The sequence below is a fragment of the Pseudomonas sp. MD195_PC81_125 genome (genome assembly GCF_014060985.1).
Classification (GTDB): domain Bacteria; phylum Pseudomonadota; class Gammaproteobacteria; order Pseudomonadales; family Pseudomonadaceae; genus Aquipseudomonas; species Aquipseudomonas parakoreensis.
Genome location: NZ_JABULD010000072.1, coordinates 1 through 12,538 on the forward strand (window position 1 = coordinate 1; position 12,538 = coordinate 12,538).

The window sequence follows — 12,538 nt, forward strand, 5'->3', positions numbered from 1 at the left end:
GGACTGATGCCATCCGCAGGTGTTGTGAACACCGCAAAAAACTGTGGGAGCGAGCTTGCCCGCGATGGCGTCGGCACATTCAGCCTCTCATTGCCTGACATTCCGCTATCGCTGGCAAGCCAGCTCCCACAGGACTGATGCCATCCGCAGGTGTTGTGAACACCGCAAAAACCTGTGGGAGCGGCKGGCTTGCCCGCGATGGCGTCGGCACATTCAGCCTCTCATTGCCTGACCTTCCGCTATCGCTGGCAAGCCCGCTCCCACAAGGTTTTTGTTTGATCACCAGCCTTGTGCACACCACAAAAACTGTGGGAGCCAGCCTGCTGGCGATGGAGTCAGTCGGAACACCTGGGCTATCGGCTCAAGGCCCGCGCCAGAAACGGCGCCGTCCGGCTCTTCTTGCTCGCTGCGACTTTCTGCGGTGTGCCGGCCACGACAATCCGGCCGCCCTGATCCCCGGCCCCCGGGCCGATGTCGATCACCCAGTCACTTTGCGCTACCACGCGCATTTCATGCTCGACCACGATGACCGTGTGCCCTGCCGTCACCAGGTTGTCCAGTTGTTCCAGCAGCCGATCGACATCCCGCGGATGCAAGCCGGTGGTCGGTTCATCCAGCACATACAAGGTAGCGCCGCGCTGATTGCGCTGCAGTTCGGTTGCCAGTTTGATCCGCTGTGCCTCGCCACCGGACAGCTCGGTGGCCGGCTGCCCGAGCCGCAGATAACCGAGGCCGATGTCTCGCAGCACCTCGAGCGAACGGCGAATTGCCGGCTGTTCGCCGAACACCTCGACCGCCTCATCCACGGTCAGTTGCAACACCTGCGCAATGCTCAGGCCTTGCCACTGAATCATCAACGTCTGCGGGTTATAGCGCGCGCCATGGCAGGTCGGACACGGTGCATACACGCTCGGCATGAACAGCAACTCAACGCTGACATACCCCTCACCCTCGCAGGTCGGGCAACGGCCCTTGGCGACGTTGAAGGAGAACTGCCCGGCGTCGTACCCCGCCGCCCGCGCCTCGGGGGTGGCGGCGAACAGTTTGCGGACGTTGTCGAACAGCCCGGTGTAGGTCGCCAGATTCGAACGCGGCGTGCGGCCAATCGGCTTCTGATCGACCTGCACCAGTCGTTTGATCGACGCCAGCCCTGAAGTCACCTGACCGCTGCTGGCCTGCGGCGCGTCGTCTTCGAGACTGAGTTCTTCCGGCGCCTCTTCAATCACCGGCCGCCCGAGTTGCGCACCGACCAGTTCGAGCAACGCCTGACTGACCAGACTCGACTTGCCCGAACCCGATACCCCGGTCACCGAGGTAAAACAGCCCAGCGGAAATTCAGCGCTGAGGTTGTGCAGGTTATTGCGGCTGATCCCGTCAAGTTTCAGCCAACCGCTCGGCTTGCGCGCGGTGCGGGTCTGCCGCTGGCTCTCGGCAAACAGGTAGGCACGGGTCTGCGATTCGTCGATCTCGGCCAACCCGGCCGGAGGGCCGCTGTACAACACCTGCCCGCCCTTCTCGCCCGCCGCCGGGCCCGACATCGATCAGCCAGTCGGCGCGGCGCATGGTTTCCAGATCGTGCTCGACCACAAACAGCGTATTGCCGTCAGCCTTCAAGCGCTGCAAGGCCTCGAACAGCGCCTCGCCATCGGCTGGATGCAGGCCGGCGGACGGCTCGTCGAGCACGTAGATCACGCCGAACAGCTGCGAGCCCAATTGTGTCGCCAGACGCAGGCGCTGCAGCTCACCGGACGACAAGGTCGGCGTGCTGCGCTCCAGCGCCAGGTAACCAAGGCCCAGATCAGTCAGGGTGCTGACCCGTTCCAGCAAGTCCTCGGCAATGCGCTGCGCCGCCAGACGCTTTTCCAGCGACAGGTTCGGCGTGTGGCGTACGTCCGGCGCGCTGGCGTGGCCGCTGGCACCGTGGGCGACGCGTTGCTGACGCGCCTCGCGGGTTTGCGCATGGCTGAGGGTTTCACCGCTTTCCTCGGCCTGTTCCAGGTACGTCGCCGCGGCCACGGGCTTCAATACTTCGGCCACTTGCAGCAACGGCATCTGCGACAACTCGCCAATATCGTATCCGGCAAAGGTCACCGACAACGCTTCACGCTTGAGGCGCTTGCCGTCACACAACGGGCACGGGCTGCCGAGCATGAATTGCGCAACGCGCTTCTTCATCAGCGCACTTTGCGAGTGGGTAAAGGTGTGCAGGATGTAGCGCCGGGCGCCGGTGAACGTGCCCTGATAACTCGGTTCCATCTTGCGTTTGAGCGCGACCCGGGTTTCCTCCGGGGTCAGCCCGGCGTACACCGGCACGGTGGGCGTTTCTTCGGTGAACAGAATCCAGTCGCGCTGTTTTTTCGGCAGCTTCTTCCACGGAATGTCGACGTCGATGCCCATGGTCACAAGAATGTCGCGCAGGTTCTGCCCTTGCCACGCCAGCGGCCAGGACGCCACGGCGCGCTGGCGGATGGTCAGGTCCGGATCGGGCACCATCAGCGCCTCGGTCACTTCGTAGACCCGGCCAAGGCCGTGGCACTCAGGACAGGCGCCCTGCGGCGTGTTCGGAGAAAAAATCCTCGGCATAGAGCATCGGTTGCCCCGGCGGATAACTGCCGGCGCGGGAATACAGCATGCGGATCAGGCTGGACAAGGTGGTCACGCTGCCCACCGACGAGCGCGTGCTCGGCGTACCGCGCTGCTGTTGCAAAGCCACGGCGGGCGGCAAGCCTTCGATGGCATCGACGTCCGGCACACCGACCTGATCGATCAGGCGCCGCGCGTACGGCGCCACCGATTCGAAATAGCGCCGTTGGGCTTCGGCGTACAAGGTCGAAAAGGCCAGCGACGACTTGCCCGAACCGGAAACGCCAGTAAACACCACCAGCGCATCGCGGGGGATGTCGACGTCGACGTTCTTCAGGTTGTGCTCACGGGCGCCACGCACCCGGACCATGCCGGTAGGTGCTTTGGAATTACGCTTGGAAGTCATTGGCTGTCCCTGCAGAAAAAATAGGGGCGAAGCTGAACCCTGTGGTGAGGGGATTTATCCCCGATCGGCGGCGCAGCCGGCGCAGTCATTGCAAATGCCATATAGCTGGAAAAATGCAGGGGAGTGCTGCGCACTCCATCGGGGATAAATCCCCTCGCCACAGGGAATCGGGAATTGGCCAGCTAGGCACTGAGCACCGATCGAATCATCTGCAACAGTGACTCCGGGCCATACGGTTTGCTCAGCAAGTGCGTGTCCGGGCTCAACTGGTGGTTGCGTGAAATGATGTCGCGGGTGTGCCCAGAGGTGAACAGCACCGCCACCGGCGGCACCTGCACCTTGGCCCATGCCGCCAGATCGGAGCTTTTGATCAGCCCCGGCATCACCACGTCGGTGAAAATCAGATCCACTTCGATACCTTCCAGCAGCCTCTGCATCGCCACGTCGCCATTGCTCGCAGTCAGTACGCGGTAGCCTTCCTCGCGCAGCAATTCCACGGCCGAGGCGCGCACCGCGTCGTTGTCTTCAACCACCAGGATGGTTTCGTGGCCGCCGCTCTGCTGCGGGTCGACGCTCGGCGTTTCATCAAGGACCGGACGCAGGCTGCGCGGAAAGTACAGTTGCACCCGCGTGCCTTCGCCCACGGTGCTGTCGATCTCGACATGGCCACCACTTTGTTTGACGAAGCCGAACACCATGCTCAAACCGAGCCCGGTACCCTGGCCGTCAGCTTGGTGGTGAAGAACGGCTCGAATACCTGCTCAAGCATTTGAGGCGCAATGCCGACGCCGCTGTCGCTGACCATCACCCGCACGAAATCGCCGGCGACGATGCCTTTGCCTGCGCAAAAAGTGCTGTCCAGCCGCGTATTGATGGCGCTGAGGACAATCGTGCCCTCGCCTTTCATTGCGTCCCGGGCGTTGATCGCCAGATTGAGAATGGCGTTTTCCAGTTGATTGCGGTCGACGTTGATGTGCCAGGGGTCCTGCGGCAATTGCACGTCGATCTGAATGGTTTCGCCGAGTGCACGCTGGAGCAGTTCGCCAACGCCGTCGAAGATCTGTCGTGGATCGCACACCGCCGGCGACAACGGTTGGCGCCGGGCAAAAGCGAGCAATTGTGACGACAGTTTCGCACCGCGTTCCACCGCTGCCAGCGAGGCGCTGACCCGGCGTTGCACGTTGGCATTGTCCGGCTCATGCCGCGCCAGCAAATGCAGGTTGCCGGCAATCACTTGCAGCAGGTTGTTGAAGTCGTGGGCCACGCCGCCGGTCAGTCCGCCGATGGCTTCAAGTTTTTGCGACTGGCGCAATTGCTCTTCCGCCGCCAGCCGGGCATCCACTTCACTGGCCACCCGCTGCTCCAGGTTGCGCGTGAATTTGAGCAGGGATTCTTCGGCAATCTTGCGTTCATGGATGTCGATCAACACCCCGGGGAAACGAAACGGCGCGCCGTGTTCGTCGAACTCGCAGGCGCCACTGGCGAGCACCCACAGGTAGCTGCCGTCCGCGCGCCGCACGCGGTATTCGGCGTTGTACGGCTCGCCGGTCTGCAGCGAATGATTGACCCGGTCCTGCACCCACGCCAGGTCATCCGGGTGAATCCGCGACTCAGTCAGGGATTGCGGCAGGTTGCTCAGATCCTGCTCCGGCGGATACGAAAACGTGCGAGCGAAACGCTCGTCCGCCGACAACACATTGTTCTTCACATCCCAGACAAACGAGCCGAGCAACGCCCCGGCATTCAGCGCCAGACGCACCCGTTCGTTGTCGGCCCGATAGGCGTCTTCTGCCGCCTGACGCAGGCGCTCGGAGCGCACCAACTCGGTGGTCTCGACCACCATCGCCATCACCCCGGAAGGCACGCCGTCGTCGTTGGCCACCGGGCTGTAATACAGATCCATCCAGACATCTTCAGGCACGCCATCGCGCAACAGCACCAGTTCCTTGTTGCGGTAGGACAAGGTGCCGCCCGCCAGACAGGTGTCAACCACATGCCGATTGAAGTCGGCGACTTCCGGCCACCCCAGTTCCACGGGTGCACCCAGCAGATACGGGTGGCGGCCGCCGGCAAACTGCGAGTACGCGTCGTTGTAGATCATGTACCCGGCGTGGCCCCAGAGCATGACCATCGGCAAGGGCGAGGCCAGCATCAATTGCACGGCGCTGCACAGGCTGGCAGGCCAGGTGTCGAGCGGGCCGAGTTCGGTGTGGCGCCAGTCGAACGCGCAAATGCGTTCGGCCATCTCGCCTTTCCAGCCGTCACAACCGTGGCTATCGGATAAAAACTGCATCGATTGACTCGGTGTCCTGTGGTGTTTGCCCGATATATCGCAACGCTGAACGGACGCAGCGCCCCTGTGTTTCGAGCGCCGCCGGTCGCATTGGTTTCATTGAAGGTATAGCCGATTTCTCGCGGCGCCCCGGGTTCAGACCCCGATCAGGTGTTTGAGCGGATGGTAGCCAGTTTTCATTTTCGCAGCGACGTCGAGAATCGCCTTTTCGACGCCATTGAGGTGCAGGCAGGTCAGCTCGATGGCGGCGTTCTGGTCGCCTGCCTCGATGTATTCGATCAGGCGCAGATGTTCGTTGTCGCGGCAGGCTTCGTGGCTGTCGTCATCCAGTGCGGCAACGTACAGCGAGGCACGGGAAATCAGCTTCTGGAACCAGTCCAGCAGCACCGGATTATTGAGGCTGCGCGCCAGTTTGATATGGAACTCGCCGAGCAGGTGGATCAGTCGTTCATGATCGCCGGCGGCGTGGGCTTCATCTTCCAGCAACAGGTGTTCGCGCAGGTCTTGCATCGCCGCGGCGTCCTTGCGGCGGCACAGCTCGGTGACGATGCCGATCTCGATCAGCCGCCGGGTTTCGAACAGCGAGCGGATCTCCTCATTGCTGGGCAACGACACCGACGCCCCCTTATTGGGCTCGGTGGTGACCAGGCCTTCGGCCTCCAGTTGTTTGAGCGCAGCGCGCACCGACGTACGGCTGACATTGAACAGTTCGGCCAGCGAAGCCTCGCCCAGCTTCATCCCCGGACGCAGCGAACGCTTGCTGATCGCCTGGTAAACCCCTTGGTAGACGCGGTCGACCGTGGTTTCCAGTTTCTTCTCGGTCATTCGAACACTCCTTTAGCCTCAGGCAAACACGGTGTTCCAGAGTTTTGCGCTGTTTGCTTCGATAAGTGTGGCGCAGGATATCGCCTTTGGTGGCGAGATGCAGGGGATGAATCGCAAGTCAGGCGGGGGCAAGTGAGCGGGAGGCCGTCATGATGCAAAAAGATCGCAGCCTGCGGCAGCTCCTGCATTTGGGATGCGTTTCCCCTGCAGGAGCTGCCGCAGACTGCGATCTTTTGATCTTCAGTCAGTACCGTACTTGGGCGAACGCGGACCGTACAACAGACCGGCGTGCTGACCGGCCGACAACAGACGATTGCTCGCCACGCCGGCAATCGGGTAACCGGCGTCGGTCGAACTGTTGATCACCTGTTTCACCGCCGCCGTGATCAGCATGCCAATCAGACCGCCACCGCTGTTGTTGCCGCCCTCTTCGCTCGACGCCCGCGCCGAACCGGTCCACAGCGTGGTGCCGGATTTCAGGTCCACCAGTTTGGCGGTGGCGGTCACCGCGGTTTCGCTGCTGATGACCATGTAACGCGTACCGTATTCGGTCACGGTGATGTACAACGCAGCGTCGGCGCCGAAGATTTCCTTCAGTTTGTTCGCCGGAGCCTGATGGATGTCATCCGGTGTGGTCAGACCGTTCTGGCGGAAGGTTTCGTCCACCAGCGTGATCGGCAGTACGTAGTAACCGGCTTCAGCGAGTGGGAATGTCACCTGCGACAGCAGGCTGTACGACGCCTTCACGTCGGGCGAGGTGTTCAGCGGCGGCAGCACCAGAATGGTCTTCGGCCGTGCCTGCTTGTACGCCGAGTAATCCACGGTTTTCGGCGCGACGCAGCCACCGAGCACGGTCAGGGCCAAACCGGCGGCCAGCAGTTTCAGGGTGCGCGAGATCATTTGGCGTCTCCGGTCTTGGCGTTTTTAAGCAGAAAATCCATGTACGGGCCGGACTCGGGAAACAGCGCTTTTTCGGTGCGGAACTGCTGCACCATCTGATCGTCCTTGCCCATGCTCAGGTACAGCAGGCCCAGGTGCGCGTGATAGCCCGGCGGCACGGCCTTGCCGGTGGAACGGATCTTTTGCAGATCGCGCTCCAGCACTTCGGCCTGGGCTTCCTTCGGCTCTTCGCCTTTGAAGTATTCGTAGACCTGCGGTTGATAGTCTTCCCACTGGTACAGGGTTTTCGGGCTGCTGCAACCGGCCAGCAAGGCGCTGGCGGCCAGCGTCAGGGCCAGCAGCGACCGCGACAAAGTCAGATTCATGGGGTGTTGCTCCTTGCAATGAATAACGATCAGTTAGCCGGTTTCCAGGCACCGGCGTTCATGCCATCGACCAGACGATTGATCGCCTCGCGCATGGCCAGATCAAGGACTTTGCCGTTGAGGGTGGAGTCGTACGCGGCGGTACCGCCAAAACCGATGATTTCGCGGTTGGACAAGGCGTACTCGCCGGCGCCCTGCGTCGAATACACCACTTCGGAGGTGCTGATGTTGACGATGTTCAGGTTGACCTTGGCGTAAGCGACCTGAGTCTTGCCCCGGCCGAGAATGCCGAACAGTTGGTGGTCGCCGGTTTCCTTGCGGCCGAACTCGGTGACGTCACCGGTGACCACGTAATCGGCGCCCTTGAGGCGCTGGGCCTGGCCCTTGATCGCGGCTTCCTGCTGGATCTCGCCCATGTTGTCGCGGTCCAGTACCGAGAAACGGTTGGTCTGCTGCAGGTGAGTGATCAGGATGGTCTTGGCCTGGCCGCCGAGACGATCGACACCGTCGGAGAAGATCCCGCGCATGTAGCTGGAGCGGTTATCGAACTTGCCCACCGCCATCGGTACGCGAGCGCCGGTCCAGACTTGCGTGGCGCTCTCGACCTTGGCCACCGGCAGTGCGCGGGAGCTTTCGGTGGCGCAGCCGGCAAGGGAGCTGGCAAGGGTGCCGAGCACGGCAATCGCAACGCCTGAGACCAACATCCGGGAGATCATTCTCACTGTGCATTCCTTCTGAAAAAACGGTGTGTCCCGGCACGGCAAAGCGGTGGGGAGCAGGAAAAGGGGCGGCATTATGACAAAGTGCCATCATTCGCGACAGATTTTTTTGACGCCAATGAATTGGCTGATCTGAACACCACAAATCCCCCTCTGTAGGAGCTGCCGCAGGCTGCGATCTGTTGATCTTGTTTTTAAAAATCAAMGTCAAARGATCGCACCTGCGGCAGCTCCTACAGGTTGTTCGCGGTGTTCACAGATGCTGGTTTTTCTCGCCTTCTTTCTCGAACAACCTGACCACCCGCGGCATTACGCTGAAAATCCCCAGTGCCAACAGGGTACTGAGCAGTGCCGTCGCCTCCTTGCCCAACCCGGTCGCCACGCCGATCGCCGCCGTCATCCACAATCCGGCTGCAGTGGTCAGCCCTTTGACATGGCCCTCATCGCCTTCCTTGTTTTTTCAGGATGGTTCCGGCGCCGAGAAAACCGATGCCGGCGATCACGCCCTGCAACACCCGGCTCATCGCATCGGACTCCGCCCCGCTGGTTTGCGGCACCAGCACGAACAGCGCCGCGCCAAGTGCCACCAGCATGTGCGTACGTACCCCGGCGGCCTTGCCTTTGTGTTCACGTTCAAAACCGAGAATTCCGCCCAGCACGGCGGCCATCAGCAGACGCACGGTGATGCGCGTCAGTTGCGAAGCGTCGCCGATGTCGGCGAACTCCGCTTGCAGCGTTTCCCACACTTCATCCCACCAGGCGTTCATCGCTCCGTCCTTTTTATTTGTCGTTAGTGCATGGACAGCGGCGACCATTAATCAGTTGCGCAGAACGATCGGCCCCGCGCGCGCCCTAACCTCTCAGGTACCCATGAAAAAAGGACAGCCTCATGCCCGTTCGAATCGATGAATCCAACCCCGAATCAAAAGTGTGTTTTTTCACCGTCGAAAATGGCGAAGAAATTCGTATCTGCGACACCCTGGAAGTCAAAACGGATAGCGAAAAAGCCATGTCGTTCGTGGAAATTGAAAACCGGCGCGTTTACATCACTGAAGCAGAGGCGGATGCCTTGACCGTCGCTGGCGCGAAAGACGGCCGCAAGCATCTAAAGGCTGACGACAGTGATTCGGTGATTTGACTGACCCTGATCAACACTGGGTGCAGACGCCTGCGATAGGCGTTTGCGCCTGCGTCTGCGGGCTGCTTCAAGTTGTCGCAGGGCGTCGCTCAGACGCCATCTGATCCGCTTTTTATTCAAATAGCTGAGTCTGTTATGCAATCAGATCGGCGCTCATAGTTCGTTCGCCTGATGGAGGCTGATGAGCGAATGACCATGAGCGAACAAATCCCCGTCCGAACCGTAGAAGCAAGCCCCACCATTAAAAATGTGCCAGGTCGCCCAATGAAGGCGAAGGCCGGCTCCACCGACAAGCAGATCCACACCCGCAGTTTCACCGGGCTGTTTCGCCGCCTGCGCATCAGCGGCGCAGGGTTTCTGTTTTTTGCTGTTTTTCGGCACCGTGTGGTTGAACTGGGGCGGTCGTCAGGCCGTACTGTGGGACCTCGCCGAAAGCAAATTCCATATCTTCGGCGCGACCTTCTGGCCACAGGATTTCATTTTGCTCTCGGCGCTGCTGATCATTGCTGCGTTCGGTCTGTTCGCCATCACCGTGTTCGCCGGCCGGGTCTGGTGCGGTTACACCTGCCCGCAGAGCTCGTGGACATGGATTTTCATGTGGTGCGAGAAAGTCACCGAGGGTGAACGCAATCAGCGCATCAAACTGCAAGCAGCGCCGTGGGGCCTGAACAAACTGGCGCGGCGCGCCGCCAAGCACACCTTGTGGCTGTCGATCAGCGTGATGACCGGGCTGACCTTCGTCGGCTACTTCACACCGATTCGCCCGCTGGCCGAAGAGCTGTTCACCCTGCAGATCGGCGGGGTCAGCCTGTTCTGGGTGTTGTTCTTCACCGCTGCCACGTACATCAACGCCGGCTGGCTGCGCGAAGCGGTGTGCATGCACATGTGCCCGTATGCGCGATTCCAGAGCGTAATGTTCGACAAAGACACTCTGGCGATTTCCTATGACGCCGCCCGTGGCGAAAACCGTGGCCCGCGCAAACGCGACGTGAAGCCCGCCGAAGCCGGTCTCGGCGATTGCATCGATTGCCAGTTGTGCGTGCAGGTGTGCCCGACCGGCATCGACATCCGCGACGGTTTGCAGATGGAATGCATCGGCTGCGCGGCGTGCATCGACGCCTGCGATTCGATCATGGACAAAATGAATTACCCGCGCGGCTTGATCCGCTACAGTTCCGAGCGCGAATTGCAGGGTGGCAAGACCCACCTGCTGCGGCCACGGCTGATCGGCTACGTCGCGGTGCTGCTGGTGATGATCGGCGCACTGGCACTGGCTTTGGTCGAACGGCCCATGATCTCGCTGGACGTGACCAAGGATCGCGGGCTGTTCCGCGAGAACGGTCAGGGCCAGATCGAAAACATCTACACCCTGAAGGTGATCAACAAGACCCAGCAGCGCCAGGACTACACCCTGAGCCTGGTGGATGGCGAAGGCTTCCAGTTGCAGGGCAAGACCGAACTGAGCCTGGCGCCGGGTGAGATTGTCGACGTGCCGGTATCGGTGGCGATGACCACCGAACGCCCGGCCAGCAGCTCGCAGACCTTGAGCTTCAAGATCGCCGACAGCGACGAGCCGCAGATTTACAGCGTGGCGAAAAGCAGGTTTGTGGCGCCGATGAATCGCTGAGCCTTTAAGATGCAGCTCTCTTTTGACACTGCGATACCTGTGGCGAGGGAGTTGCTCCCGCTGGGCTGCGTAGCGGCCCCAAAAACTGTGAGTGCTACGCACTCAAGCGGGAGCAAGCTCCCTCGCCACAACAAGCAATCCGAATTCAGTCCATCGCGGGATACCGATGAAACGCTACGAAAAATTCGCCGACGACATCGCTGAACTGATCCGCTCCGGCGTCCTCGGCCCAGGGCAGCGAGTGCCGTCGGTGCGCTACGCCAGCCAAACCTACGGGGTCAGCCCGTCCACGGTGTTCCAGGCCTATTACCTGCTCGAACGTCGCGGTCTGATCCGCGCGCGGCCGCGCTCCGGCTACTTCGTCAACACCCACGCGCCGAGTCCGTTTTCCGAGCCGGTGATCAGCAGCCACGTCAACGACTCCACCGAAGTCGACGTCAGCGAACTGGTGTTCTCGGTGCTCGAATCGATCAAGGACCCGAGCACCCGTGCCCTTCGGCTCGGCGTTCCCCAGCCCGACCCTGTTCCCGTTGCAGCGTCTGTCGCGCTCGCTGGCCAGTGCGGCGCGGGAGATGGACCCGCGCATGGTGGTCACCGACATGTCGCCGGGTAACCCGCAACTGCGTCGGCAGATTGCCCTGCGCTACATGGTCGGCGGGCTGATGCTGCCCATGGAAGAACTGCTGATCACCAACGGCGCCCTCGAAGCGCTGAACCTGTGCCTGCAAGCAGTGACCGAACCGGGCGATCTGGTGGCCATCGAAGCCCCGGCGTTCTACGCCAGCCTGCAAGTGCTGGAGCGCCTGAAACTCAAGGCCGTGGAAATCCCCGTGCACCCGCGCGACGGTATCGACCTCGGCGTGCTCGCCCAGACCCTGGAACGCCATCCGATCAAGGCCTGCTGGTGCATGACCAGTTTCCAGAACCCGATGGGCGCGACCATGCCCGAGGCGAAGAAACAGGAACTGGTGGAACTGCTGCGCCGGCATCAGGTGCCGCTGATCGAGGACGACGTCTATGCCGAACTCTATTACGGCCAGCAAGCGCCGAAACCGGCCAAGGCGTTCGACACCGAAGGACTGGTGATGCACTGCGGGTCGTTCGCCAAGAGTCTGGCCCCCGGCTACCGTATCGGCTGGGTCGCCGCCGGGCGTTACGCGCAGAAAATCGAACGGCTGAAACTGATGACCTCGCTCTGTGCTTCAATGCCGGCGCAAGCGGCGATTGCCGACTACCTGCAACACGGCGGCTACGACCGCCACTTGCGCAAACTGCGCTACGCCCTGGAAGAGCAGCAAAGCGCGATGCTCGCGGCGATTGCCCGCTACTTCCCGGCGCAGACCCGGGTCAGCCAGCCGGCGGGTGGCTACTTTTTGTGGCTGGAATTGCCGCCGCAGATGGATTCCTTGAAGTTGTTTCAGATGGCGTTGGCGCAGGGCATCAGCATCGCGCCGGGGCCGATTTTCTCGCCGACCCAGCGATTCAGGAATTGTATTCGCTTGAATTACGGCAGCCCGTGGACCGAGGATTCGGAGAAGGCAATGGAGACGTTGGGGCGGATTGTGCGGTCGTTCTGACAGTCAGATATTGCCTGTGCAGGCCCTATCGCTGGCAAGCCAGCTCCCACAGTGATCGATGTCAGTCGCAAATATTGTGTACGACACAGAAACCTGTGGGAGCTG

5 protein-coding genes and 6 pseudogenes are annotated in these 12,538 nt (G+C 61.4%); 4 read left to right on the forward strand and 7 right to left on the reverse strand.

What is annotated here, in order from left to right; genetic code table 11:
* Positions 1–353: 353 nt before the first annotated feature.
* The 3 genes and pseudogenes from HT737_RS03475 to HT737_RS03485 all read right to left on the reverse strand — a co-directional run bounded on the left by HT737_RS03475 (position 354) and on the right by HT737_RS03485 (position 6,107).
* Positions 354–2,989: pseudogene (locus HT737_RS03475) on the reverse strand (excinuclease ABC subunit A).
* A gap of 182 nt (positions 2,990–3,171) precedes the next feature.
* Positions 3,172–5,282, reverse strand: a pseudogene (locus HT737_RS03480) (ATP-binding protein).
* A 135-nt stretch (positions 5,283–5,417) separates the two neighbouring features.
* Entirely contained in the window at positions 5,418–6,107 is a 690-nt protein-coding gene (locus HT737_RS03485; RefSeq protein WP_182401465.1) for a GntR family transcriptional regulator, read from the reverse strand.
* A 19-nt stretch (positions 6,108–6,126) separates the two neighbouring features.
* Between HT737_RS03485 and HT737_RS32550 the strand changes: the two are divergent.
* A pseudogene (locus HT737_RS32550) lies at positions 6,127–6,225 on the forward strand (hypothetical protein); the annotation flags it as partial.
* 122 nt (positions 6,226–6,347) lie between these two features.
* Here HT737_RS32550 and HT737_RS03490 read toward each other — a convergent pair.
* The 4 genes and pseudogenes from HT737_RS03490 to HT737_RS03505 form a co-directional block, all read right to left on the reverse strand.
* Positions 6,348–7,007 carry a DUF799 domain-containing protein gene (locus HT737_RS03490; protein ID WP_131670302.1) on the reverse strand — a complete coding sequence of 220 codons (660 nt, stop codon included), beginning with the start codon at positions 7,005–7,007 and terminating at the stop codon, positions 6,348–6,350.
* On the reverse strand, positions 7,004–7,372 hold the full coding sequence (locus tag HT737_RS03495) for a DUF4810 domain-containing protein (RefSeq protein ID WP_003225593.1): 369 nt from the start codon (positions 7,370–7,372) through the stop codon (positions 7,004–7,006). The genes HT737_RS03490 and HT737_RS03495 overlap by 4 nt, the downstream gene beginning before the upstream one ends.
* 29 nt (positions 7,373–7,401) lie before the next feature.
* Positions 7,402–8,088 carry a CsgG/HfaB family protein gene (locus HT737_RS03500; RefSeq protein WP_177325722.1) on the reverse strand — a complete coding sequence of 229 codons (687 nt, stop codon included), beginning with the start codon at positions 8,086–8,088 and terminating at the stop codon, positions 7,402–7,404.
* Between the two features lie 256 nt (positions 8,089–8,344).
* Positions 8,345–8,858 (reverse strand): annotated as a pseudogene (locus tag HT737_RS03505) (MgtC/SapB family protein).
* Positions 8,859–8,980: 122 nt separating this feature from the next.
* On the opposite strand from HT737_RS03505, the gene HT737_RS03510 reads away from it, so the two are divergent.
* The 3 genes and pseudogenes from HT737_RS03510 (at position 8,981) to mapR (ending at position 12,433) form a co-directional block, all read left to right on the forward strand.
* On the forward strand, positions 8,981–9,229 hold the full coding sequence (locus HT737_RS03510) for a DUF3203 family protein (protein WP_095669224.1): 249 nt from the start codon (positions 8,981–8,983) through the stop codon (positions 9,227–9,229).
* Positions 9,230–9,424: 195 nt separating this feature from the next.
* Positions 9,425–10,856, forward strand: a pseudogene (gene ccoG / locus HT737_RS03515) (cytochrome c oxidase accessory protein CcoG).
* A 166-nt stretch (positions 10,857–11,022) separates the two neighbouring features.
* Positions 11,023–12,433: pseudogene (mapR, locus tag HT737_RS03520) on the forward strand (GntR family transcriptional regulator MpaR).
* Positions 12,434–12,538: the final 105 nt, after the last annotated feature.